Origin of the sequence: Thermovenabulum sp. (assembly GCF_049701175.1) — a bacterium.
GTDB lineage: Bacteria > Bacillota > Thermosediminibacteria > Thermosediminibacterales > Thermosediminibacteraceae > Thermovenabulum.
On record NZ_JBNATW010000016.1, the window covers coordinates 1 to 25,575 of the forward strand.

Annotated in this window: 27 protein-coding genes; 3 read left to right on the plus strand and 24 right to left on the minus strand. The window is 37.1% G+C overall.

The features are described from left to right. Window positions 1-55: 55 nt before the first annotated feature. The 15 genes from cdd to truD form a co-directional block, all read right to left on the minus strand. Window positions 56-463, minus strand: a complete 408-nt coding sequence (gene cdd, locus ACPLVF_RS06735) for a cytidine deaminase (protein WP_424907070.1) — start codon at window positions 461-463, stop codon at window positions 56-58. Window position 464: 1 nt separating this feature from the next. Then, window positions 465-1,184 carry a GntR family transcriptional regulator gene (locus ACPLVF_RS06740; RefSeq protein WP_424907071.1) on the minus strand — a complete coding sequence of 240 codons (720 nt, stop codon included), beginning with the start codon at window positions 1,182-1,184 and terminating at the stop codon, window positions 465-467. Window positions 1,185-1,229: 45 nt separating this feature from the next. Beyond that, a complete protein-coding gene (locus tag ACPLVF_RS06745; RefSeq protein ID WP_424907072.1) occupies window positions 1,230-2,462 on the minus strand; it encodes a fucose isomerase in 1,233 nt (410 codons plus the stop codon). 20 nt (window positions 2,463-2,482) lie between these two features. Next, window positions 2,483-3,367, minus strand: coding sequence for an ABC transporter permease (locus tag ACPLVF_RS06750; RefSeq protein ID WP_424907073.1), 885 nt, complete (start codon window positions 3,365-3,367; stop codon window positions 2,483-2,485). A gap of 1 nt (window position 3,368) precedes the next feature. After that, entirely contained in the window at window positions 3,369-4,460 is a 1,092-nt protein-coding gene (locus tag ACPLVF_RS06755; RefSeq protein WP_424907074.1) for an ABC transporter permease, read from the minus strand. Next, a complete protein-coding gene (locus ACPLVF_RS06760) occupies window positions 4,457-5,983 on the minus strand; it encodes an ABC transporter ATP-binding protein (protein ID WP_424907075.1) in 1,527 nt (508 codons plus the stop codon). Before ACPLVF_RS06760 ends, ACPLVF_RS06755 begins: the two co-directional genes overlap by 4 nt. 79 nt (window positions 5,984-6,062) lie before the next feature. Beyond that, on the minus strand, window positions 6,063-7,163 hold the full coding sequence (locus tag ACPLVF_RS06765) for a BMP family lipoprotein (RefSeq protein ID WP_424907076.1): 1,101 nt from the start codon (window positions 7,161-7,163) through the stop codon (window positions 6,063-6,065). Window positions 7,164-7,265: 102 nt separating this feature from the next. Further along, window positions 7,266-7,784 carry a gamma carbonic anhydrase family protein gene (locus ACPLVF_RS06770; protein ID WP_424907077.1) on the minus strand — a complete coding sequence of 173 codons (519 nt, stop codon included), beginning with the start codon at window positions 7,782-7,784 and terminating at the stop codon, window positions 7,266-7,268. Between the two features lie 31 nt (window positions 7,785-7,815). Continuing rightward, window positions 7,816-8,661, minus strand: coding sequence for a DegV family protein (locus ACPLVF_RS06775; RefSeq protein WP_424907078.1), 846 nt, complete (start codon window positions 8,659-8,661; stop codon window positions 7,816-7,818). Window positions 8,662-8,684: 23 nt separating this feature from the next. After that, the gene (gene folK / locus ACPLVF_RS06780) at window positions 8,685-9,146 is read right to left on the minus strand and encodes a 2-amino-4-hydroxy-6-hydroxymethyldihydropteridine diphosphokinase (RefSeq protein WP_424907079.1); all 462 of its coding nucleotides are present in this window, start codon (window positions 9,144-9,146) and stop codon (window positions 8,685-8,687) included. Continuing rightward, complete coding sequence (gene folP, locus ACPLVF_RS06785) at window positions 9,110-10,324, minus strand: dihydropteroate synthase (protein ID WP_424907080.1); 1,215 nt, start codon at window positions 10,322-10,324, stop codon at window positions 9,110-9,112. Before folP ends, folK begins: the two co-directional genes overlap by 37 nt. Beyond that, window positions 10,278-11,099: a GTP cyclohydrolase FolE2 gene (gene folE2, locus ACPLVF_RS06790; RefSeq protein ID WP_424907081.1), complete on the minus strand. Its 822-nt coding sequence runs from the start codon at window positions 11,097-11,099 to the stop codon at window positions 10,278-10,280. Before folE2 ends, folP begins: the two co-directional genes overlap by 47 nt. Further along, window positions 11,090-11,458 (minus strand): 6-carboxytetrahydropterin synthase QueD, encoded by a 369-nt coding sequence (gene queD, locus ACPLVF_RS06795; protein WP_424907082.1) that lies wholly within the window; start codon window positions 11,456-11,458, stop codon window positions 11,090-11,092. Before queD ends, folE2 begins: the two co-directional genes overlap by 10 nt. A gap of 93 nt (window positions 11,459-11,551) precedes the next feature. Then, window positions 11,552-12,502 carry a polysaccharide deacetylase family protein gene (locus tag ACPLVF_RS06800; RefSeq protein WP_424907083.1) on the minus strand — a complete coding sequence of 317 codons (951 nt, stop codon included), beginning with the start codon at window positions 12,500-12,502 and terminating at the stop codon, window positions 11,552-11,554. 91 nt (window positions 12,503-12,593) lie between these two features. Then, on the minus strand, window positions 12,594-13,763 hold the full coding sequence (gene truD, locus ACPLVF_RS06805) for a tRNA pseudouridine(13) synthase TruD (RefSeq protein WP_424907084.1): 1,170 nt from the start codon (window positions 13,761-13,763) through the stop codon (window positions 12,594-12,596). Window positions 13,764-13,970: 207 nt separating this feature from the next. On the opposite strand from truD, the gene ACPLVF_RS06810 reads away from it, so the two are divergent. The 3 genes from ACPLVF_RS06810 (at window position 13,971) to ACPLVF_RS06820 (ending at window position 17,962) form a co-directional block, all read left to right on the plus strand. Then, window positions 13,971-15,485 (plus strand): methyl-accepting chemotaxis protein, encoded by a 1,515-nt coding sequence (locus tag ACPLVF_RS06810; protein WP_424907085.1) that lies wholly within the window; start codon window positions 13,971-13,973, stop codon window positions 15,483-15,485. Between the two features lie 229 nt (window positions 15,486-15,714). Then, window positions 15,715-16,809 (plus strand): HD-GYP domain-containing protein, encoded by a 1,095-nt coding sequence (locus tag ACPLVF_RS06815; RefSeq protein WP_424907086.1) that lies wholly within the window; start codon window positions 15,715-15,717, stop codon window positions 16,807-16,809. A 196-nt stretch (window positions 16,810-17,005) separates the two neighbouring features. Further along, the gene (locus tag ACPLVF_RS06820) at window positions 17,006-17,962 is read left to right on the plus strand and encodes a D-alanine--D-alanine ligase family protein (protein WP_424907087.1); all 957 of its coding nucleotides are present in this window, start codon (window positions 17,006-17,008) and stop codon (window positions 17,960-17,962) included. Here the strand turns inward: ACPLVF_RS06820 and ACPLVF_RS06825 are convergent. The 9 genes from ACPLVF_RS06825 to ACPLVF_RS06865 are packed head-to-tail and all read right to left on the minus strand — an operon-like array spanning window position 17,931 to window position 25,575. After that, window positions 17,931-18,857: a Cof-type HAD-IIB family hydrolase gene (locus ACPLVF_RS06825; RefSeq protein ID WP_424907088.1), complete on the minus strand. Its 927-nt coding sequence runs from the start codon at window positions 18,855-18,857 to the stop codon at window positions 17,931-17,933. The genes ACPLVF_RS06820 and ACPLVF_RS06825 overlap by 32 nt on opposite strands. After that, on the minus strand, window positions 18,839-19,600 hold the full coding sequence (locus tag ACPLVF_RS06830) for a DUF72 domain-containing protein (RefSeq protein ID WP_424907089.1): 762 nt from the start codon (window positions 19,598-19,600) through the stop codon (window positions 18,839-18,841). Before ACPLVF_RS06830 ends, ACPLVF_RS06825 begins: the two co-directional genes overlap by 19 nt. A gap of 18 nt (window positions 19,601-19,618) precedes the next feature. Then, window positions 19,619-20,281 carry a response regulator gene (locus ACPLVF_RS06835; protein ID WP_424907090.1) on the minus strand — a complete coding sequence of 221 codons (663 nt, stop codon included), beginning with the start codon at window positions 20,279-20,281 and terminating at the stop codon, window positions 19,619-19,621. After that, window positions 20,282-21,439 (minus strand): sensor histidine kinase, encoded by a 1,158-nt coding sequence (locus ACPLVF_RS06840; RefSeq protein WP_424907091.1) that lies wholly within the window; start codon window positions 21,437-21,439, stop codon window positions 20,282-20,284. Between the two features lie 49 nt (window positions 21,440-21,488). After that, a complete protein-coding gene (locus ACPLVF_RS06845; protein ID WP_424907092.1) occupies window positions 21,489-22,052 on the minus strand; it encodes a hypothetical protein in 564 nt (187 codons plus the stop codon). Between the two features lie 6 nt (window positions 22,053-22,058). Continuing rightward, window positions 22,059-22,415 (minus strand): DUF192 domain-containing protein, encoded by a 357-nt coding sequence (locus tag ACPLVF_RS06850; protein WP_424907093.1) that lies wholly within the window; start codon window positions 22,413-22,415, stop codon window positions 22,059-22,061. 10 nt (window positions 22,416-22,425) lie between these two features. Then, window positions 22,426-23,268, minus strand: coding sequence for a type II secretion system F family protein (locus tag ACPLVF_RS06855; RefSeq protein ID WP_424907094.1), 843 nt, complete (start codon window positions 23,266-23,268; stop codon window positions 22,426-22,428). Window positions 23,269-23,282: 14 nt separating this feature from the next. Then, a complete protein-coding gene (locus tag ACPLVF_RS06860; protein WP_424907095.1) occupies window positions 23,283-24,236 on the minus strand; it encodes a type II secretion system F family protein in 954 nt (317 codons plus the stop codon). Continuing rightward, window positions 24,169-25,575: a CpaF family protein gene (locus ACPLVF_RS06865; protein WP_424907096.1), complete on the minus strand. Its 1,407-nt coding sequence runs from the start codon at window positions 25,573-25,575 to the stop codon at window positions 24,169-24,171. The genes ACPLVF_RS06860 and ACPLVF_RS06865 overlap by 68 nt, the downstream gene beginning before the upstream one ends.

The window sequence follows — 25,575 nt, forward strand, 5'->3', positions numbered from 1 at the left end:
TGAATGCCCTAAAATCGGTATTTCATCTGCTTCTCTGATCATCGCAATTCACTCATTATAGAACAAAGCCGTAAGGCAAAAGTTCTTCCGGTTTTGTGGCTAATATTTTTGACCCGTCTTTGTTTGAGAGTAAAATCCTTGCTCCTTTTGCCAACTCCAAAATCACCTGTCTGCATGCACCGCAGGGTGAAACAGGCTCATCCACATCCGCCGTTACCGCTATCACATCAATTTCCCTTTCCCCTTCCGAATAGGCTTTAAAAAGGGCTACTCTTTCAGCACACACGGTTAGTCCGAAGGAAGCGTTTTCAATGTTGCAGCCATTATAGACCTTGCCGTTCTTAGTCGACACTGCGGCACCTACTTTGAATTTTGAATAGGGAGCATAGGCATTATTTTTTGCTCTTATGGCCTCTAAAACCAACTCCCTTTCTTTTGTGTTTAAATCGTTAATCCCTATCATTTTATACCCTCTTTCTTACTATATAAAACCTGAACTTTTCGGGTGAAAAATAATTGGAGGAATAAAATATGGGATTGTTCTTATCATCAAAATGAAGCTGCTCGAGTAAAAGGAGAACTTCGGACCCCGATTTTAAATCTAGCTTTTTATACACATTTTTTATCTTTGCTTTGACGGGCACTATGTCAGAAACCGCATAAGCGATAAATATACCTAAATCCTCCTGAAGGTACTCAAAAAGGGATTCTTTGTTAAAGTTAAACTCCTTTTTTGCATACCTCACTGGAATTCTGTCTATGCAATAAAGTACCGGTACACCGTCCGCAGTCCTTACCCTTTGAACCTTGTAAATATCTTCATCGGCAGGTATGTTCATTAAAGTAGCCTCTTTCTCTGTAGGTTTCACCCTTTCAATTACCACGTCTTTTGTGCCTGGCTTCATACCCTGCTTTTCGATAAGCTTTGTTATGCTTATCAACTCTTCCATTCCGCTTTTTATTATACGTGGTTTTGTAATAAATGTACCCACCCCGTGGTATCTTTTTACATAGCCTTCGTCTTCCAAAATCCTAAGGGCTTCCCGTAAAGTTGCCCGGCTTACCCCTAAGCTTTTTGAAAATTCTATTTCCGAAGGCAATCTGCTGCCCTCTTTTATCTCTCCTTTTTCTATCATTTCTTTAATTTTTTTTAGTGCGTATTCATATTTAGCAGGATAACCCACAAACACCGCAACCCCTTTAAAATTTGTAATTTTATTATATTATAATTATACACTTATATCCTTAAAGTATATCAAATCTTTTATATAATCAACATAATCCCCCGATATAATTATCTGATGATTACCCAATGTACTTGATACAAAATCTTCCACATCTTTTTCTAAAAATACTTCTATTTGAGTCCTGCAACGAAATTCACTTTGAGGATTGTCCAATATCCTTCCCTTTGCAAAGGAAATTTTAGAAAGGTCTTCCCCCCCGAATTTTAAAATAGTTACTGGGCCTTTATCAAATTCTCCTCCAATACCGACTCCTATACCTGATTCAAAATGGGAACGCAAAACATAATTCTTTACCGCTCTTGTGGGCACAGTGCAATGAGCAAAAATTATGGTGTTTTTATTTTTGTCTATGGATGAAGGATTTGCCATAAAAGGTATTTCTCCCGTTAAAAGATTGGCAAAAAACATGGTAAAGGTCGACGGCAAATCCCCTTCGCACCCGGCAATAATGCCTTCATCGGATAACCTAGATAGTGCAAGGCATCCCGTTGTTTTAAATTTCATAAGCAGGTCAAAACATTTTAAAGTTAAGGCATCTAATCTATATTTTTCTGCTAAGGATTTCAGTGCTACATATACCCAATGGGCTTTTTTTATTTCTGAATCATCTGGTTCTACTTTTCTTAAAGCTCTTTCGAAATATCCATCGTAATCATCAGTTACGTTTTTTAAAGTGTAGTAAAGTTCATCCATGCTTATATCTACTATATTAATCCCCCACCGTTTTTTTACCTCAGTATAATTTATATGACTTGAAATAAGCCATTCCGAAGGTCCTCCAATACTTCCAATGTTTGAAGCTTCAATTTTTGCCAAGGTTTCTGCTATTTTAGAAAGCCTTTTCATTTTATCCAATACAAAACTTTTGTCACCGTATAATAAATAGGCTTTATCCTTTTTATATTCACTTATATATGATAGAATTTCCAGAGAAGCCGCTAAAGAATTATTTATATTTTCCGCAAGGAGAATAACAGGCTTTGGAAGGAAGTCATAAATAGTTCTAAACTTTTCTTCCGTCCCTCCAGTCATAACCCAGACAACTGTCAAGGCTCCTTTTATAGGTTCCCACTTTTCATTAATATCCTCATACTCGATATATACCGGATCAAAATTATCATTAAAAAATTCATAGGTCTTTGAAAGGCTTTCTTTAACCTTTTCCTTCCCGTGAAGGGGAGACATTAATTGAATGACATTCAATTTAATGTCCATAACGACCCTCCTTGAAAATTCTATTTCGTTCCCCTCTCATAAGGCACTCCATCGGCAGCAGGTGGAGTGGATTTTCTTACAACTCCTGCAAGTACGGCTAAGGTTAAAACGTAAGGTATCATTTTAATAAACTGATAGGGTATTATCGCATTCTGCACAACCCTAAAGCTCAAACTTTCTGCAAAACCAAAAAGTAATGAAGCCCACAGCGCTCCCTGAGGAGTCCAGTTGCCAAAAATCATCGCAGCAAGAGCAATAAAGCCTTTGCCTTGGGTCATTCCTTCCACATACATTCCCGTATGCTCCAAAGCTAAGTAAGCACCAGAAAGCCCTGCCAAAACGCCGCTTATTATAACTCCTGCGTATTTCATCTTAAACACGTTTATGCCAAGAGTATCTGCAGCCAAGGGATTTTCCCCTACCGAGCGAAGCCTTAAGCCAAAAACTGTCTTTTCAAGAATAAAACCAGCTAAGGGCACCAAAACAAGTGCTAAGATTATGATGGGTGAAGTATCCCCCAAAAAGGGCAGCTTTATTTTAAAAAGCCCGTTTACATGGGGTGTGGTTGTAGCCATTTTGAAAAAGGCTTGGCTCAAAAACCTTGAACTTCCATATGCCAAAATGTTTAATGCTACGCCGCTCACTATCTGGTCTACCCTGAAAGTAACGGTAGCAATAGCATGTATTAAGGCTAAAACAGCTCCAGCAGCCATTGCTATTAAAAACCCCATGTATGGTCCAAAGTAATAGGAGCCAAGAGCTCCCCAAAAGGAGCCCACTATCATCATGCCCTCAAGGCCGATATTTACTACCCCTGCCCTTTCCGTGTAAACAGCACCTATTGCGGTGAGAAGAATGGGGACTGCCATCCTCAGGGATGATGCTATCAATTCAGCCAAAAACACCTTAGGCCACCCCTTTCTTTTCTATTCGCTTAATGTAGTCGCTCATTACCTTGTTTATAATAACTATTGAAAGTATCATCAAAGACTGCAGAATTACTATAGTATCCATTGGAACATTTAACAGGGTTTGGATGCCTTCTGCTCCCCTCTTCAAAAAACCAAAAAGCATTGAAGCTATAATAATTCCAAAGGGGCTGTTTTGTCCTATAAGGGCAACAGCTATACCGTCAAACCCATAACCTCTTGGGAAATCTAAATCCATATAGCCAAAATAACCCATAAGATCGGATAGCCCTACGAATCCTGCGATAGCGCCGCTCAGCAAAAATCCCTTGTAGAAAACGTTTTCCGGGTTTATACCTGCTGACTTTGAAGCATCAGGATTTTGCCCAACGGAACGAAGCTCAAACCCAAAGGGGGTATAATAGAGCAGGTAATATATAAAGCCTGCAAGTAGTATTCCTATCGGGAAAAACCAATTTAAATAAACGTGTTTGGGAAGTTCAATCCCGAATAAAGATAAAAATCCGTGAAGTTTTGGTATTAGAGCAGTAGGTAAAAGTTTTGGAGTCCTTATTAACAATTTTTGGGTCCTATCGATGAACACTTCCGAAATCAAATAGTGGATAAGGGAGTAGGATATATAGTTCAACATAATAGTGCTAATAACTTCGTGAACTCCCCTTTTTATTTTTAAGTAAATAGGAATATATGCCCACAGCATTCCCCCGATTATCCCTGCAAATATCACAAGGGGAATATGGATAAAAGATGGTAGCCCTTTAAAAGAAAAACCGACGAGAGCAGCAAGAAATGTTCCGATTAAATACTGTCCTTCTATTCCTATATTAAAAAGCCCCATTCTAAAACCTATGGATACTGCAAGCCCGGAAAATATTAAAGGCGTTGAATTATACAAGATAATGGCTACACTGTCTAATCTTCTAAAAGAAAACCTGAACATTGTGTAGAAAACCTCTACAGGATTTTTCCCTATGGCAAGTATTACCAAAGAGCTTAAAAAAGCAGCCAAAAAAATTGCAATGATTGGGGATAAAATTTTATAGGCTAATATTTTATAGTTTCTCTTCACGGCGCTTCACCAGCCTTTTTATGAGCTCCCAGCATGTACAAACCGATCTCCTCCAAAGATACTTCTTCAGGTCTAAATTCAGCAACTATTTTGCCGCCGTACATTACACCAACTCTGTCGGAAAGGGAAAGCACTTCGTCCAAATCTGCAGAAATTAGCAAAATAGCTTTGCCCTGTTTTTTCAGCTTCAAAAGCTGGCTGTAAACAAACTCGGATGCACCAATGTCAAGTCCCCTCGTAGGTTGTGCAGCAATTACAAAGACCGGGTCTTGCGAAAGCTCTCTCCCCAGTATCACTTTTTGCTGATTCCCTCCCGATAAACCTTCAATAGCCTGATTAATAGAGCTCAACGATACTTTATACTCCTTTACCATATCTTGTGTAAATTTTTCAGCTTTTTTTACATTTAATGAAGGTGCTTTGTAAAATTCCTTTTTTCTGTGAAGCCCTAACACAGCATTTTCCCAAACCTTCATCGGAAGTACAAGACCCTGCTTGTGCCTGTCTTCGGGAATAAAGGCAACGCCCAAATCCCTTCTTTCCCTAATAGAAAAGTCCTTTATGCTCTTTCCGAGCACTTTAATGTCACCGTCTGAAACATCCCTTAATCCTATTATTGCCTCAGCCAATTCCTTTTGCCCGTTCCCTTCCACACCGGCAATTCCGTATATTTCTCCGCCCCGTATATTAATGTTTACATTTTCCACAACCGGCCGTCCATTCCCATCCTTTACTAAAAGGTTCTCTATAGATAAAATAACATCTCCCTTTTCGACCTCTTCCTTGTCTAATTTTAACAATACGGGTTTCCCCACCATCATTTTGGCAAGTTCTTCTTTATTTACGTCTTTTGGGAGTACTGTCCCTACTACTTTTCCCCTTCTTAAGACGGTTATTTTGTCCGCTATCTCTAAAACCTCGTCCAATTTATGGCTTATAAAAATTATTGTTTTGCCTTCTTCTTTGAGCCTTCTTAAATTGAGGAATAGTTCTTTTACTTCCTGCGGGGCAAGAACAGCTGTTGGTTCATCAAGGACAAGTATGTCTGCACCCCGATACAATACCTTTAAGATCTCAACCCTTTGAGCCATGCCTACCGATATCTCATCCACTTTCGCATTTAAATCTACGGAGAAATTGTACAACCTACACAATTCCTCTATAGCTCTCCTGCATTCTTCCCAATCTATAGTAAAGCCCTTTTTCCTCTCCGCGCCGAGTATGATGTTCTCCAAAACGCTGAACCTTCCCACCAGCATAAAGTGCTGATGGACCATTCCGATTTTTAATTCTATTGCACGGCTGGGAGAATTTATCCTTTCTTTCTTACCAAAAATATAGATTTCTCCTTCATCAGGTTGGTAAAGACCTGATAAAATTTTCATAAGGGTGCTCTTGCCCGCCCCATTTTCGCCGACAATTGCATGAATTTCCCCTTTATTGACTTCCAAACTTATATTGTCGTTAGCAATTATTCCCGGAAAACGCTTTGTAATGTTTTTAAGCACAATCGCCTTTTCCAAGATTTCACCTCATTCGCAAATAAAAATTTAAAAAATTATTAAAAAGGGGTGACTTTACCGTCACCCCGCAGGTAACCTTTTATTTTAGACCTTTTACAAATTCTTCATATTGCTTTTTGTCTGCGGGCACTTTAATTTCGCCCTTTACAATTTTTTCTTTAATCTCGTCCAGTTTTGGGATAATATCAGATATCATGTTTTTATTGTAATCGTTAACAGCATAACCAACACCGTCTTCCGCAAGTCCAAATACCTTGTACCCGCCTTTGAAGTTACCTTCTACATAATCCTTAATTGTGTCGTAAACCGCAACATCTACCCTCTTTAACATACTTGTAAGTATATAGGGCCTTTGTTCTTCCTTAGCTGTTAAGGATTGGTCGGAGTCAACCCCTATGGCAAATTTTTTCTCTGCCGTAGCAGCTTCAATTACACCTATGCCAGAAGCACCAGAAGCATGGTAAACAACATCTGCTCCAGCTTTAAACTGCTTTAATGCAAGTTCTTTGCCCTTTACAGGATCCTTGAAAGCATCACCGGTTGTACCTATATAATCAGAAATTATCTCAACCTTTGGGTTGACAAATTTTGCTCCTGCCATATAACCGGCTTCAAATTTTTCTATCAAAGGAATCTTCATACCGCCTACAAAACCTATTTTGCCGGTCTTAGATTTCAATGCCGCAGCAGCACCCACTAAGAAGGACCCTTCTTCTTCCTTGAACTGCAAGCAAGCAACATTGGATTTTTCATCAAGTCCTTCTATATTTCCGTCAATTAATCCGAATTTCACATCGGGGAATTCCTGTGAAACCTTTTTGATGTGGTCAGTAAACATGAAACCAACGCCGAAGATTAAATTATACCCATCTTCTGCAAGAAGCCTTAAAAGCTGTTCCCTATTTTCTCCACCCTGTGATGGTTCTAAGTATTTAACCTCGATTTTATCTCCGAAATCCTTTTGAGCCCTTTCAAGCCCTGCATATGCGCTGTCGTTAAAGGAAAGGTCTCCTCTTCCACCTACGTCAAAAACAAGACCCACTTTTATCTTTTTAGACTCGGCAGGCTGTTGCTGTTGCTGCTGTTGAGGAGGTTGAGCTTCTTTTTTTGCACAGCCTGCGAAAATAAAGGCTGCCATCAAAACCACAAGCATCAAAGCTATAAATTTCTTCATTTTCATGTTTTACCCTCCTATTTCGTAAACATTTTATTTAAAAATTAGAGTTTTAGAACCCCCTTTCTGAAGCTTTTAAGTTGTCTGACATCTGACATCTTCATTTTATCAATACAGGTTTTCTCCTGTCAAGAAAATTTTCGCAAGAACTACATAATCCTTGGTGTTTTTTCTTATTGAGTTCAGGTATTCCTCTGTAAGTTCTGTTACAACCTTAGCAGGTGAACCGATAACAAGGCTCCTCGCTGGAATAACCTTGCCGCTCGGGACAAGGGCCCCTGCTGCCACCAGGGCTTCTTCTCCTATTTCCGCCCCATCCAAAACAATTGCTCCCATGCCTATTAAGGCCCCATCTTTAACAGTACATCCGTGGAGAATGGCGTTATGCCCCACTGTAACGTTATCTCCAATAACACAGGGATTATTCTCTGTAACGTGAAGCACGCACCCGTCCTGTATATTAGAATTCTTCCCAACTTTAATATAATTTATGTCCCCTCTTAAAACTGCCCTAAACCATATGCTTGCATTTTCTTCTACCGTCACATCCCCTATCAAATCAGCCGATTCGGCAACAAAGGCAGTGTTGTGTATATTGGGCTTTTTATCTTTAAACTTAATTATCATAATATACCTCCTCTATCTTAAGAATGTTTTGTTAAGCGTTCTGGAAAAACAGTGCCACCGTACCAGGACCTGAATGGGCTCCGATTACAGGGCCTATCCACGAAATTATTATTTCTTTTATATTAAATTCCTTTTTCATAGCATCGGCAAGTTCCAGGGCCAATTCTTCATTATCCCCATGGCTTATGCCTATAAATTGATTCTCCAAATTTTTTCCTCTTTCTGCAGCAATCTCAACCATTCTTTTTACAACATTTTTCTTACCCCTCACCTTTTCTAAGGGGAATATAGCTCCGTCAACCATATGCAAAATGGGTTTAATATTTAAAAGCCCTCCTATAAAAGCCTGTGCTCCTGAAATTCTACCCCCCCTTTTCAGAAATTCTAAGTCGTCCACTGTAAAAATATGTTCCATATGATGGGCATAAAATTCTATTTCCCGGGAAATTTCGTCAAAATCCCTGCCCTCTTGTGCCATTTTTGCAGCTTTTAAAACCACAAGGCCCGTGCCGAGGCTTGCACATTTAGTATCTATAACATTTACATGCTCCGCTTTAACGGTTTCCTTTGCAAGTAAAGCTGACTGGTAGCTACCGGTCAGTTTTGAAGACAGGCCTAGCACAATACCCTTTTTGCCTTCCTTTCGTATATCTTCAAAACAGTTCATAAAAACATTTACTGGAACCTGCGAGGTTACAGGCATTATTTCCCCTTTCCTCATTTTTTCGTAAAAATCTTTAATGTTTAGATCGGAGATGTCCTGATCGGGATTGTCTTTTAAAGAAACGGGCATCTTCAAACGTATTATAGGTAGATCCTTTAAAACATCTTCCGGTAGGTCGCACGAGGTGTCAGTAATAATTACAATATTCGACAATAGAATCAACCTCCTAAATTTTTCTACATTTTTGATAATCTCTCAAAAATTTCCTTTACCGGTGTTTTCAAAACTGGATGGATAAAATCAGGAGCGATTTGGGCTATCGGCCCCATTACAAAAACCCTGTTATGAGCATCGGGGTGGGGTATTTTTAAACCTTCTTCGTTTATAACAAGGTCATCGTAAAAAACTATATCAAGGTCGATGTTTCTCGGTCCCCATTTAAACTTTTTTTCCCTGCCCATTTCCTTTTCGATGCCCTGAAGTATACTTAACAATTCACGAGGAGTAAGAGAGGTTTTTGCCCAAAGGACGGCATTTAAAAAACTCGGCTGCTCCTTATACCCGTAAGGCTCGGTTTCAATAATGTCCGAAATTTTTACAATTTCAATTCCCTTTTCCTTTATCTTTTCTATTGCTGTTTTAATATTTCCTTCTCTATCACCTATGTTGCTTCCGAGAGCGATGAATACATCTGCCATTTTACCGCCTCCAGCATCTTTACCACCCTTTTATTTTCCCTAACATCATGCACCCTTATTATTTCTACATCATTCAGGACGCACATTGCAGTAACCGCAAGGGTACCTTCCAGCCTTTCTTCAGGGGTAGCACCATCTAAAGCTTTGCCGATAAAACTTTTCCTTGAATGGCCTATAAGCAAGGGCTTCTTAAGGCTCTTTAATTCCTTAACCCTTGATATAATCTCCAAATTGTCTTCGTACCTTTTCCCAAACCCTATTCCCGGGTCTAAAATTATTTTTTCCGGATCAACACCTTTTTCAGCTGCTATTTGTATCTTTTCATAAAAATATCCAATTATTTCATTTATAACATCTTCATAATAGGGATTTTTCTGCATGTCCTTTGGCGTCCCTTTAATGTGCATGAGCACATAAGGAGCTTTCGCTTCGGCAACAACATTTAAGATTTTATCATCAAAGGAAAAACCGCTTATGTCGTTTACCATATCCGCCCCGCTTTCCAAAGCCTTTTGTGCCACTTGTGCTCGGTAAGTATCCACGGATATGAATACCCTCGGGAAATTTTCCCTTATTGCTTTTAGAGCAGGAATTACCCTCCTTATTTCCTCCTCCTCGTCAACGGCATCCGAACCCGGCCTTGTAGAAAGGCCTCCAATATCTAATATATCTGCCCCTTCTTCAATCATTTTATTTGCAACAGATAAAACTTCCTCAATAGTTTCCTTCCTTGAATCCGCATAAAAGGAATCAGGGGTGACGTTTATTATTCCCATTATTAAAGTATCATTAAAATAAATCTTTCTGCCCCACGGGCTTAAGATTATATCAACTCTTTTTTTGTTAAAAAACTCCTCAATCTCTTTTTTTGTCTCAAGAAGGCCAAAGAAAGGCATTTTATTTAGCTTGTCAATGAGGAATTCATAATGTTTTTTAGTCCCAAGCAATATAATATCGGACTTTTCCACCTTTCCATCGATTACATTTTTATGGACAGCTGCATCTCCTCCAAGGGACAGCATCTCCTGTTTAATAATATTCGCAGCAGGGAAAGGTATATCAAAAAGCTTTAAGGGTATTATCCTTTCCTTTTTTTCGAAAATCGGGAAGGAAGAAGGATGAACTCCTACCCTATTCATTTCCTTCCTCAGATATTTTAGTGTTATCTCCATTATCACAACACATCCACCCCTTTTCTACACAGGCAAAAGCCTGATGATTGTGTATGCTTTCGAAACTGGTGACTTCCACCCTGTACCATTCTATACGAGAATCTTCTTCTAAAAGCAAAGCTACATCCCTCGTAACATCCTCTACAAATTTGGGATTACTAAAGGCTTTTTCAGTAACATATTTTTCATCGGGCCTTTTCAGCAAAGTATATATGGGGCAGCTCGCGCTCTTTTCTGCAATATCTATAAGGTCCTCAAACCATATCATCTTCTTAGACCTTGTTATGATTTCAACTTCAGCTCTCTGATTGTGAGCTCCCTGAGCACTTATCTCCTTAGAGCATGGGCAAAGGGTATGTATAGGAACTTTCACACCGGTATAAATCTTATAGCTATCAGAAAGTTCCGCATAAATTTTAGCACAAATCTCCAAAGGAGATTCGCTTTTTGTAACAGGTGATTCTTTCCATATAAAATACGGGATTAAAAGCTCTATATGGGCAGAATCCGCATGAAGCTTTTCCTTTATCTCTACCAAAATATCCTCTATTCCTTTTGAGCTTAAAATTTCAAAGTTTTTTAAAACCTCGACAAATCTGCTCATATGGGTTCCTCTTAAATCTCGATGCAAATCAGCTGAAATGGTTATGTCAGCTATAGTAAACTGATATCCCCTTTTTTTGTCCTGAACCTTCAAAGGCCATTTTAAACCCTTTATCCCTACCTTTTTTAAAGGCACCATCCTTTCGTCTTTTTCCGACTGCACATCCTTTAGCTGCAACTCTTTTCACCCCTGTAAATTACCCCACAGCTTTCTGTTTCCCAAACTTCCACTTCATAAAGGGAGCAGTTTTCCCTTTTCAAAGCCTCGGAAAGTTCCTTAAAAATATACTCAGCTATATTTTCCGCAGTAGGCTGGGGAATAATTTCATTAATATAGCTGTGGTCAAATTTTTTTAAGACCTTCTCTTCAACAATCCTTTTCAGCTCAACAAAGTCTATTATCATCCCTTCATTATCCGGCTCACCTTGTAGTTTTACAACCAATTTGTAAGTATGCCCGTGAAGCCTTTCGCATTTTCCTTTATAGGAGGTCAGGTTGTGAGCCGCATCGAACTTGAACTCACGTATTAAAAACATTTTCTCACCTCAATTAATAAAAAGCCTTTTTAATATTATAGCACTTCAAATCCATATAATACCATAAAAAAAGTAAAATAAAAAAAGCAGCTTTTAACGCTGCCTTACATAATTTTCGATAAATTCCATATTTTTTTCGTCAATTACATCGAATTTGAAGCCTTCACTTCTTATTATTTCAATAATTTCCGGCAAAATTTCAATGGTTAAACTTTTTGAATCGGTATCATGAAGAAGTACAACTGCTATCTTTTTATTTTTTAATCCCCTCTTTAAATTTTCCAGCATTGCTTTTTTATCGGGATAGGGCATTGTTGCATCTCCCGTTACCACATTCCAATCTATATAATGATAGCCTTCCTCTTTCAGCCTTTTTTTAATTTCATCCATTATCCCCTGCGAGCCTTCCTTAAGGCTGACCGAGTTTTTAGACCCCCCCGGGAATCTAATAATCTTAGGCCTTACCCCTGTTAGATTGAAAATCAAATCCTCCTGTCTTTTTATATCGCTCATAAAAGCATCCACAGACGAATATATTACATCATACCTATGGCTAAAGGTGTGGTTGCCTAAGGAATGCCCTTCTTCATAAATTTTTTTTATAACCGTATTCTCGTTTTCCTTATAACCTACAACGAAAAAGGTTGCCTTTATATTTTCCTTTTTAAGTATCTCCAATATTTTTTCCGTGTTTTTGCTGGGACCGTCGTCAAAAGTAAGATAGGCTGTTTTACCTTTAACTTTGCTGTGTTTTTTATTAATGTTTTTTTCTTTTTCTTCTTCTATTGTAAAATGCTTCCTTTCAGGAAAAAGTCGATAATAAATTAAAGTATTAACTTCACCGGAATAACACTCTTCGTAACTTTCCCCTTTGACATCCTCATTTATTTTTGCAGGGGGATTATTGCTATTACTACTTTGAGAAAGGGTTTGTTTTATGGCTTTACTTCCTGAAAAAGCTAATAAAAAACCCGTTAAAAGTCCTAAAAAAATAAAAAAGAGGATAAGAAAAATTACAACAGTATTATTGTTCTCTTTTCTCATATATTTTTGTCCTTCCCGAACCATTCTATTATACATCTATTTTAGCACTTATAAGCTTTATAAAAAACTATGAAATAAAAGGAAGGATTTTTTATTCTATTGAAAGGGATTTCACAAGCATTGTAGCAAAGGAACCAGGAGGAAGAATAAATTTTATTTTGATTTTTTCATATCCTTCATAAAACTCGTCTTTTTCAAAGGAAGTAAAAAATAAATTTTCCGGAAATACAACTGCTTTCCTCATAAAGGATTTAAAAAAAGACTTCCTTATCTTTTTTAAATTAAAATCCGATGAAGTAACACCCCTCTCCTTTAATACCTCCTCTATCGCCTTATTAACATTTTCGTCTACCTTGGGAATTTTATAAGAAACGGTAGGTATTTCCATATTTCTAATATCTTTGAACTTTTTGATATCATCTATTTTCTTGTATATTAAATAGTCCATTATTTTCCCCTTTACTCTATATAAATCCTCTGCATACTTGGGAAGAATTAAAAGCAGGGTTTTATTCCAAAGATAGCTTTGATATGCGGAAAAAAACATTGAAAGCTCCTCTTTTGGAATGGTGTTAAGCGCTTTTACCATGTTTTCTTTACTTTTGCCTTTTAAAAGTATTTTTATTATATCCCTTTCGACCTTTGTCCTGCAGAAGGGAAGAACGGCTTCAAAATCTCCCCAAAGCCTTTTAATTTCTTGTTTTCTTTCCTTTTCCTCCTTTTTATCTTCCGGATGGGTTACCGTAAAATAAAGCTTCAAAGCCCCATTATAATGTTTTTTTAGGATTTTTTCTGCAATAAATTCCTCCTCATTTTCTACACTCCCAAAACGCTGGTCATCAAAAAAATTGGGATAACCCCACTCCTTTATTTCGTTCAACCTTGTTACAATCTTATCTTTATCCTTTTCCTCAATCTTCCTCAAGGTTATTTCAAAATAGTTGCCTTTTAATACCCTCGGTGAAACAAAATCATCCGAAAAACCCACAAACTCCAAGATAACGTTTTCCCTTTCAAAGGTCAAATCGTATTCCCTCGGGACTGAAATATACTGAAAAGTTAAGGCGTGCCTATCCTTTCTCCCACCACTTCCTATTTTTTCTAAGGGAACATTATTTTCTATAGATATGAACTTCAGAGCATCCATGGTATTCCAGTGTTTTTTTATTAAAAGGTAAATCTTATACTTTCCACCCTTTTTATATTTTATATCTGCCAATTCCTTTACAATGAAATCTTCAGGAAAAACTTTTATTTTCAAAACCCTCACCCTTTATCAAAATTTGAATATTCCCTTTTTGTTTTTCGCTTTTTTCAATCAGCTCTTCCATTTCTTCCAATAAAATTTTTTCAAAACGACTTATTACAATATTTCAAAAAAATATATATGTACTTTATACAAAGGAAAACCAGAAATTTTGTCGAATATTGAAAATTTAAACGGAAATTTTTGGGGGTGTGAAAAACCTTGCTTATCTTTTTATCATTTTTGACCATGTTTTTAATCGCAGTAATAATATACCTGTTTTCTAAAATTTACATATTGACGAAGACCGTCGAAAAATCCAATAAAATTTTAGAATCATATTCAAAGAGCGAATCCCTTTTTGACAGCATCGAAAAAAATGTGGAAAAGCTATTTCCTTCTTTAAGATCATTACAGAAATATTTACAGAATATAATATACCATATTTTAAAAAATTCCGCAGAGATAGCTGCAGGTTCTACAAACATAAATACTTCTTCCAAAAAGCTTGAAGATAATATAAAAAATTTAAATGACATCCTTTCCCGTTTTTTAAAAAATGTAATGGATATAAATGACAGGATAGTCAACAGCGCCGCCATTTCCGAAGAACTTTATGGAAGTATAAACGAAATAGCCTCTTACTCGTCGATGGCTTTAGACACCTCAAAAAACGCCGCTTCGGATTTAGAAATAAGCCTGAAGTCCATTGAAGATGCCGTATCAATAATTGAAGAGCAGGGCAGGGAAATACTTCACATATCTAAAGAAATTATGGGCTTAAAAGACCTTCTGGGGAAAATTTCGTCCGTTTCCGATAACATTAACGAAATATCTTCACAGATAAACCTCTTATCCTTAAATGCCTCCATCGAAGCCGCAAGGGCAGGAGCTGCGGGAAAAGGTTTTGCGGTAGTTGCAGAGGAGATAAAAAAGCTTGCCGATGAAACATCAAAATTTTCAAAGGAAATTGTTAAATTAGTAAATGATATTCAATCTTATATTCAAAAATCCTCCGAAGTATTCGAACAAAGCCTCAAAAAGGTTGACAGACAAAAATCCACTACAGATAAAGCCAAAAAAAGCCTTTCCAATATAACTCAAGTAATCACAACGATTGAAGGCATAATTAAAAACATATCTGAAAATATATTGTCCCAAACTCAAGCTACCGAGCAAATGGCGGAAAATATTCAGGACGTCTCAAACTTTTCATCGGTTATCACCGATTCAATAAAAAACGTAGAAGAAATCCTTGAAAAGCAAAAAGATTACCTGTTAGAAAACTTTAATCAGGTAAAAAATCTTAAAAATTCTGTTGAAAACTTCGAGGTTTTTACAAAGGGTTTCGACGAACTCTTAGGGGAAAAATTGTTAAAAATTGCTGAAGAAGTGGCTGAAAGGCTTACAAAAGAAAGTTTTTCCCTTGAAAGAATGCCTGATATAGTAAAAAGCTACGGGGTTACGCAGATCTGCATAACCGATGAAGATGGGGTAATTATTCTCGATAACGATAAACAAAGCTTAGGTTTCCGATTCCCCGATGATGAAACCACGCAGGCCGGTGAGTTCAGGAAAATATTAAGAGGAAAGGTTGATAGAATAGTGCAAAAACTCCAACCCCGAAATGTGGATGGTAAGCTTTACAAGTTTGTCGGTGTAAAAAGAAAGGATAAACCTGGAATAGTGCAAGTCGCCTTAAGCATTGATGATATATTTAAATTAACTTCAAAATAATTTTCATCGCGGCAAAAGCCGCCATTTTTTTTTACTTTTTGGGGATTATTTCTAAAATATCTTGACCAATTTCGACAAAAAAGCATAAAATAATTCTATAAAAAATAGTCAAATTTTGCTAATTTTTTATGCTCCTTTCATTAAAAGAATCGCAAAGTTGAAGGAAATATTTAATTCTGAAGAAAGGAAAGAATTATTAAAAGTGAGTTAAATCTGGGAGGTAATTGTTTTGAAAGTTCCTGTAAATTTTTTAACTTCCGGTATGAGGGTAGAAAAACCGCTTTTCGGTAAAAGGGGCGAACTCCTCTTAAACAGAGGCGTTATACTTACCGAAAGCTTGATTTCATTATTAAAAAAGAATAACATTATAACAGTTGAAGTCGAAGGCCCTATACCTTACGATGAATTTCAAATAAAGGAATGTATCTCTGAAAAATTAAGACAGAACGCCCTTATTACTTTAATGGATTGGATAAAAAACAGGCATATATTGGATTTAGAAAATGTGGCAGATGTGGTCAAAAGTCTTATAGAAGAAATCCTTTCTGAAAAGGGAGTATCAGAAAATTTAACTAACTTGTGTTCTAACGACTTATATACTTTTGCACACTCTGTAGATGTATGCATTCTTTCCCTCATTGCCGGAAAAAAGTTGGGCTACAGCAGAAAAAAGCTGTTTGCATTGGGCATGGGTAGCATTTTACACGATGTAGGTAAATTGGAGATACCGCCGGAAATTCTAAATAAGCCAGCAAAACTAACTCCAGAAGAATATGAAATAATAAAAAAACATCCCCTTTTCAGTTATGAAATATTAAAGAAAAAAGATGATGAAAATTTAAACCCTTTTTCTTTAAATATTGTTCTAAACCATCACGAAAGATTTGACGGCAGCGGTTACCCGAGAAGGTTAAAACAACTTGAAATAAACGATCTTGACTATATCTGTGCGATTTCCGATGTGTTTAACGCCATGACTACCGATAGGGTATACCGTAGAGCCATCCCGGTACATGAGGTCTACGAGATGATTGAAGGTTCCTGTAACACCCTTTTCCCCTTTAATCTTGTACGAGCTTTTTTGTCGTGTATCAATCCCTTCCCCCCAGGAACCCTGGTAATGCTGAGCACTGAAGAAGCAGCTATAGTTGTAGCTTCCTCAGACCTTCCTTTCAGGCCAAAAGTAAAGCTTTTAAAGAGCTTTGAAGAAATAGACCTCACAAAGGAATTAAACATAACGATAAGAAGGCAGTTGACTCCCGAAGAGGCCTTAAATTTCATTCCAACTTTTGAAAAAAACAAGTATTTTAGCTTTAATAATTAACAATTATAATGTTTTTTAAAGCTATAATTTAATGATATTCAATCGCTTTTGACATTTATTTTTATTTTTGCTAAAATTAAGTTGCCTCTCAACCCGAACCCGTCAGCTAACCTCGTAAGCGTAACGAGAGGAGGAAAAGCTATGGTCCTCCATAGCTTTTAATATTTTAAAAATATAAATTAGGGGAGGGTGGAGCGTGAAGGTAGGGGTATTTTGGAGAAGGTTTAGAAATGTAGAACTCCAGCAAAGAATATCCGATAATGTGTTTGACGATGCCTACGATGAGGCTTATCATCACTACACCTTCATAAAAGAAAACGGATACGATGCTGTAATGATTGAATGGAAAAGGGATAATCCCAAAGAAACTCTACAAAAAATTGAAGAGGAAAAAGTAGATCTTGTTTTTAATGCCTCATCCCTTGAAGAAGTAGCATTTTTAACGGTCTTTAACATTCCCTTTGTCGGTTCCGGACTTGACTTGGTATCCCTTGATAAAGCTGCCAGGAAAAAAATAGTTGCCTTTCACAACCTTCCAACCCCAAAATTTTTTGTTTCCAACAGCCCCGATGATATACCTTCTCATGATTTAAAATTTCCCCTCTTCGTAAAACCCTTAAGGGGAAGAAACAGTTCCGGCATCAGCGATGAAAACATAGTGGAAAACGAAAAAGACTTGAAAAAAGTAATAGCCAAAATCACCGAAAAAATAGGGCAGCCTGCCCTTGTAGAAGAATACATCAAAGGTAGAGAAATAACTGTCGGAATCATAGGTTACGAAAATCCCATGGTTTTACCCCTTCTTGAGATAAGCTACAGCGGTGTTAAAACGAACACCTTCGAACACAAAATGTACGATAAAGAAAAGATAACCTGCCCCGCATTGCTATCTCCGGAAATAGAAGAAAAAATAAAAAATACCGCCTTATCCATTTATAAAGTCCTCAATGCAAAAGATTACGGAAGAATCGATATGATATTGAGTGAGGACGGCATACCTTACTTCTTGGAAATAAATACCTTTGCAGGGCTTACCATGTCCAGCGGAAAAACACATCACGGTTACATGGGTTACATGGCAAAGGCTTTTGGGTTTTCCGGTAAGGAATTTATAGGAGCAATCATTGAAAGTGCGAAAAAAAGGTATTTTTAAAATGGCTTTCGATAAAATAAGCTACCCCTTCCTCGTTATTCGTCAGAGTAAGGGGTAGCCCCTTTTCTTTTAATTCTAAAGGTGCATTCCCCATTAGTACTCCGAGTCCCGCATATTCCAGCATTAAAATATCGTTGTAATTGTCTCCAATAGCAATGATATCTTGCCTTTTCAATCCTAGGATACGGGATATTACCTCAAGACCCTTTGCCTTAGAAACCTCCCCGTCTACTATATCCACCGTATTTTTAACTGCAGATGTAATGTAGATAGATTTGCCAAACATTTTTTCAAACTTTTTTGTTAACTCAACAATGGTGACGGGATTCCCAGAGATAACCGCTTTCAGCGGCAGCCCAAGGGATTCTTTCATATACCCGTCTATATAAATTCGGTCAACATATTTTTTAAGTCTATTTACATCATCTATATTCTTAACAGGAATGAGCACAAAGTCCCTGATGTAATTTACGCTACCTATGAACGAAAACCTCCTCGCAAAGGTATAAAATCTTTTCAACTGGGCAACTCGATAACTTTTCCCCAAGAATATTTTTTTGTCCCTCAAAAAGATTTGAAGCTTCACATCGTCACAGCCCGAAACTGTATCAATAATTTCCATCAAGACATCTTTTTGTAAAGCCTTCTCGTAATATATCCGATTATTATAAACATCCCTTATCAATGCTCCATCTGAAGTTATTATAGGAGCATTTACAGGGATGTTTTTTGCAATTCTTATTGCGCTCCTATAAAATCTTCCTGTGCATAAGGTAACGTATAAGCCCTTATTCATTACTTGCCTTAAGGCTTTTATCGTCCTTTTTGTAAGAATATACCTGCTATTTATGAGCGTCCCATCTACATCGAGGGCAATTAACTTATAGCCTTCCATATCCCAAAACAACCCGCCTGTGCGTTGAAATGATTATTCATCGCTATATAAACCAAATCCGTTTTTCTTTTTAATTCTTTAATCTTGGGTACCCATTCCCTTAACTCCTCTTCTTTATACAAATAATTATATCTTTCATAGGAATTTTCGTGATTATACCAACTCTCTCTATTTCTCCCGTGAAACCTTATATAACTAAAACTGCTTGTGGCAATGGCTACAGGAGGCAAAAGCCCCCGCAGAGGGGGTTCATCCACACACACAAAGGCAATATCCAAATTTCTTAAAAGCCTTACAGTATCTATTGTAAGCCAATCTACAGTGCGAAATTCTACTGCCAAAGGAATTTCTTTAAATGCCTCGCGCATTCTTTTTAAGAAATCCTGATTTTTGTCATTGTTGTGAAAGCTGTAAGGGAATTGGGCTAAAATACATCCCAACCTTTTTCCCTCAATAATGGGGCTTACAGCACCTTTAAATTTTTCTACTGTTACCGGGCTCAAATCCCCATGATGGGTGATGCCACCAAATACTTTTACAACAAAAACAAAATTTTCAGGTGTTTTTTTCATCATGTGATAAAACATATAGGGAGACGGCATGCTGTAATACGTTGAATTCACTTCAGTGAAGGGGAACTCACGGCTGTAATAGGCAAGCATATCCTTTTCCTTTATTCCCTCAGGATAAAATTTGCCTATCCAATCTTTATAGGCATAGCCAGAGGTTGCAACCTTTATCAAACACACTGCCCCCCGAAATCATATATCTATAATATTATGTTTTATTCCCAGTAAAACCGCTTGGGTGCGGTCATTAACCCCCATTTTTTGAAATATATTTGTAAGATGATTTTTCACGGTTTTTTCACTGATAAAAAGTTTTTCCGCAATTTCCTTATTTGAAAGCCCTTTTGCAAGTTCCCTCAAAATTTCTATTTCTCTCGGCGTCAGATCAAATGTTACACCATCATCCTTTTGGGATAATCGGTTTATTTCTTCAAATACCTTTGGGGTCATGGAAGGCGGAATTACCCCTTTGCCATCAAAAACATCTCTTATTGTTTTTATCAATTCATCGGGCTTTACGTCTTTCAAAACATATCCCGAAATTCCATAACGGATAAGCTCCAATAAATAATCCACCTGCTCATGTATAGTTAGAGCTATTATTTTTATATCGGGATTTTCCCTTTTTATCTCCCTTGTAGCTGCTATACCGTTTACATTGGGCATATTAATGTCCATTAAGATCACATCGGGCTTTAATTTCTTTGCAAGTTCTATAACTTCTTTCCCATCCGTTGCTTCGCCAATTATTTTTATATCCGGATCAAGGGACAATATTTTCGCAATTCCTTCCCTTACTAAAGCGTGGTCATCTGCAATTATTACTCTAATTTTTTCTCCTTCTTTATTTATCATTTAATTCCCTCCGGATTTATTATCCTTTTTTACCGGAATAAAAAACATTACTTCCGTTCCCCTACCAATCTTTGATCTGATCTCGAACTTCCCTTTTAAAAGCTGAACCCTTTCTCTCATACCCATTATCCCAAAAGCAGTGCCTTCTTTATCCGCAAGGACCTTTTCCACATCAAAGCCGCAGCCGTTGTCCCTTATGGTGCCATTTATCCTATCAGGTAAATATTCTAATTTCACCACAACTTCCGTGGCTCCTGCATATTTTCTTACATTATTAAGCGATTCCTGAATAATCCTAAAGATAGCAATAGCAAGTGTAGAATCTAAAGCGTATTCTTTTCCGAGAACGGTCAATTCTACAAAAATCCCATAATTTTTCGTAAACTGTTCTATATACCGTCTCAAAGCAGGAATAAGACCTAAGTCGTCTAAGGACATCGGTCTTAAGTCAAAAATAATTTTTCTTACATCTGCTAAGCTTTTTCTCACAAGTTCCATTAATGTCAATAATTCATCCTTTACTAAGGATGGATTCACTTCCATCAGTTTTAAAATATACTCTGCCCGCATCACAATGTTTGCCAAGCTCTGTGCAGGACCATCGTGTATTTCCCTCGCAATTCTTTTTCTTTCTTCTTCCTGAGCGGTTATAACTGAAAGGCCCAAAGCCTGAAACTGCTGCAATTCCCCAATTTTATCGCTTAAAGTAGAAAGTTCGTTATTTAAAATCTTAATAACCATGCTTATATTTATTATCAATTCCTCTGACCGTTTTATTGTCATTTCCAAGTTTTTTAAATACCTTTGCAGGTGTTCCCGGGTGTTTCTTAAAAGTTTTTCTTTCTCTCTCTTGTTTATAAGCTCTATCTGTTTCGAATGAGCTTCTTCATAAGCATTTTTTATATCCTCTTCTTTAAAGAGCCTGAAGTTCCTGCTCACTTCAACCAATCTTATCCTTGCCTTTATATATTCCTTTTCCAATCGGTCGACCTCTTCTATAATTTCTTTAATTTCTGTTTTGACCTGTTCTAATTCCCTTTTAGCCCTCTCGTATTCCTGCCTTGCATTTTCACTTAAACCGTAAATTTCTTCTTTACTCTTCTCAACAACCTGCTTCACCTTTTGAATAATTTTATCAAGATAGGATACATCAATCAAGCCGTATCACCTTTTTTATAGGATTAATAGATTAATTCTATAAAAGAGCTTAAAATCCTTCATTAATTTTATCTTTTAATTTAAACTGTCGAATTAAGGAGGTGAGCTGAAGACTTATCCTCGTTATCCTTTTTGTAGAAGATTTTATTTCTTTAATAATTTCAACCTTTTTTTCGTCATCTTCCCGTTTTTCGATAATATCCAGTCTCTGAATCACGTTATTGGATAAAAAGTTTACATCTTTCACCGATGAATCAATATAATCTAATAACCTTTCAAAGTGGTCAACCATGTTATCCAATGTAATCAGAAAGGGAAAATAAGCTTTTTGTGGCAGTTGTGAAAACCTTTCCGAAAAATCTCCCGTGGAAAGGTTGCCTGCAATCTCAGCAATTTTATTAAAGGGCTTTATTATTCTATTTCTAATATATGAATAAAAAAATAAAGTATTAACAATTATACTCACAAGAATCAATATAATTCCGAAACTTAAAAGGTTTTCAAAAGAAGTCTTTATAAAAAAAGCCGCATAAAAAATACCACTTCCAAAAATTAAAAGGCTTAAAAGGTTAAGTAAAAGGAAAATAAAGATAAGTCTTACCATAATATTCATATCACTTCACTCCCTCCTATCCTCCAAAAAAAGGATTTTATCCTCTTCCTCAATTTGAGCATTTAAAACTGTGCCTTCGGGGAGTTCCAAGACTTTATAAGCCCTTTTTACAAAAGGTGAAATTCTATAAGGCTTCAAATTTGTTACAGTTTTTATAACATTGTCGTCCTTATCCAAAAAAACCACATCAATGGGAAATCTCATAAAAAAAGTATGAATAAAATTGCACGGAGTAATAAGTAAGGCCTCCCCTTTATAAAAGTGATTTTTACCTATTAATCCTATAAGCCTTTTTATAAAGGTATCCGCTATTTTTAAATTTTGTGCGATTATTTTATTATTTTTTGTATTTACGGCGAGCATAAAATCCTCCCTATTTTGCAAATATTTTCATTAACTGCAAAGCTGCAGGCCCGAGCAGTATTATAAATATAGCAGGAAATATAAAAAATACAATGGGAAGCAGCATTTTAACCGGCGCCTTCATGGCCATCTCTTCCACCCTTTGCCGCCTTTTGCTTCTTATTTCCTTTGATTGAAGGCGAAGCACATTTCCTATCCCTATACCGAGCTGTTCTGCCATAATTATAGACCCTACAAAATTTGAAAGTTCGTCAACAGAAAGCCTTTCCGCCATGTCCCTTAATGCCTCTTTGCGAGGCTTTCCCATCCTGACCTCGTTTATTACCCTTGCCATTTCCTCAGCAAGCACCCCCTTTGTTTTTTCCACCACCTTCACCATTGCACCATCAAACCCAAGTCCGGCCTCAACGCATACCGTGAGCAAGTCAAGGACTTCCGGCAACCTCTTTTCTACATCTTCCTTTATCCTTCTTTTTTTACTCTCTTTAATTAAGTCTGGAATATAATAACCTAAAATTCCTCCAACAATAAGAAAAAATAGAGCCCTAAATTTTGATACACCGAGGATAGTAAAAAAAATATAAAGGGAAGTAGAAAACAATATAACAAAAACCATTTTCAAAAGCCCCTGTTTTTTGAGGGCAGCAGCAATTTTATTTAGTAAAGGTTCTATAGTTCTTTTAAAAAGAGGTAGCGAAAGTTCTACCTGCCTCAACGTTATATCATTATTTTTATCCGCCATTTGATACAGCCTTTTTTGTATATAAATTTGCGGTTCATAGATTTTGTTTGTCAAAGCTAAGGTCAATACAAAGGTAAAGAGGAATGCTAAAAGGGATACAGCAAACAGCATTATTTATCCCACCTTTAATACTTTATATCTACTATCTTTTTAATCATCAAAAAGCCTGCTACCTCGCCCAAAAAAGCAACTAACAGCAGAATCCTTCCGAGGGGGTTTACAAAAAGTTCGTTTATATAATCAGGGTTCACAGTTAACATAAAAACGGCAAGTAGAACCGGCAAAAGGCCTATTATCAGTCCGGATATCCTGCCCTGCGCTGTTAAGGTCTTTACTTCCCTTTTTATCCTGATTCTATCCCGTATTACTGCTGTGATATTATCTAAGACCTCTGCTAAGTTGCCTCCCACCTGTCTTTGGATCAAAACCGCAGTTATAACAAGGTCCAAATCCTCACTCTTTACCCTTTTTGACATGCTTTTTAGGGCATCTTCAGTAGAGGCTCCAAAGTTTATTTCTTTAATAACCCTATAAAACTCACGGCTCAAGGGACCTTTCAGCTCTTTTTGCACAAAATCCATGCTTTGAAGAAAGCTAAACCCCGAGCGAAGGGCCCCCGACATTATTGTCAGTGCATCGGTTATAGAGGAGTTTATTTTTTGAATCCTCTTTTGTCGTACCGACTCAAGTATCAAAAAAGGGAGAAAAGAAGCCACAAGAGAAACTAAGACAGTAACCGAAAAATTTAGAGTTATCATAAAAACAAATACGAAAGCAAATAAAAAGGAGAAAAACACAATGCTTATAAACTCTTCACCTTTTAATAAAACATCTGCTTCTTCCAGTTTATTGTCTATATACTTTCCGAGGGATTTTGCAATAGAAAGCCTTCCTCCCCACTTTACGACCTCTTTTAAAAGATTTTTAATATCTTTATTACTCCCGGCTTTTTGCTGCTTTAATACTCCACCTATCCTTTCCAAAAATTGTTCCTTATTTTCTTTTCTTTTTTCATAAACGTAAACCACCGTCAAAAAGACGGCGAGAAAGTTTAACAACAGAAGAATTTGAAGACTCATTTTTTACCTCCTCGGAATAATTAGGATCGAAGATATAAAGGGGAAGTTTAATCCCGTAAGCTTCAAACCTTTCCATAAATTTTGGCAGTACTCCGCTCGGTTTAAAAAATCCGAGGACTTTTCCGTTCTGATCAACTCCCGTTTGAACAAAGGTAAATATATCCTGTAAAACAATCACATCTCCTTCTAACCCCTGCACTTCAACAATGTTTATTATTTTCCTCGATCCATCTTTAAGCCTACTTTGATGAATTATAAGATCTATAGCTGAGGCAATCTGCTCCCTTATAGCCCTTACCGGAAGTTCTACTCCTGCCATCAGCACCATTGTTTCAAGCCTTGAAAGCATATCCCTTGGAGAGTTTGCATGTCCGGTAGTCAAAGAGCCATCATGCCCTGTATTCATTGCCTGAAGCATGTCAAGGGCTTCTCCACCGCGCACCTCTCCCACAACAATCCTGTCAGGCCTCATCCTCAATGCGTTTCTTACAAGGTCTCTTATTGTTATGGCTCCTTTGCCTTCTATATTGGGTGGACGGCTTTCCAAGGTTATAACATGAGGCTGCTGCAGTTGAAGTTCCGCAGCATCTTCTATGGTTATAATCCTTTCGTTTTCAGGTATAAAAGAAGACAGGACATTCAACGTGGTCGTTTTTCCACTGCCCGTTCCACCGCTTACTAATATGTTTAACCTTGCCTTAACACAGGCCTCTAAAAATACCGCCATATTTTGCGTTAATGTGCCAAAATTAATTAAATCCTGGATGCTGAGAGGTTTTTTAGAAAATTTCCTTATGGTAATTACTGGTCCTATCAGTGAAAGAGGAGGTATAACGGCATTGACTCGAGAGCCGTCAGGTAATCTAGCATCCACCATAGGCATACTTTCATCTATACGCCTTCCTATAGGTGCCACGATCCTTTCTATTATGTTCATTACGTGTTCATCATCCCTAAAAGTAACATCTGTCAATTCTATTTTGCCTTTTCTTTCTACATAAACCTTTTTAGGACCGTTTACCATTATTTCATTTATTTCCGGGTCTTCAATAAGGGGTGTAATAGGTCCAAAACCAATTACTTCATTTATCATTTCCTGGACTATTTTTTGACGGTCTACCTTTGGTATATAATCCCCTTCCTTTGCCAAAAAGGCCTCCACAAACTCTTCTATCTTCCTTTTTAAAGCTTCCTTGTTGTCATCTTCTGACTTGAAGTCTTTGAGCTCATCAACAATACTCCTGTGAAGCCTTGATTTAAGTTCGTTGTACCTTTTTAAGTCCTCTTCCTTTAAATTTTTTTGTATTTTTGCCCCTTCCAACTTTTCAAGAAGTGACAT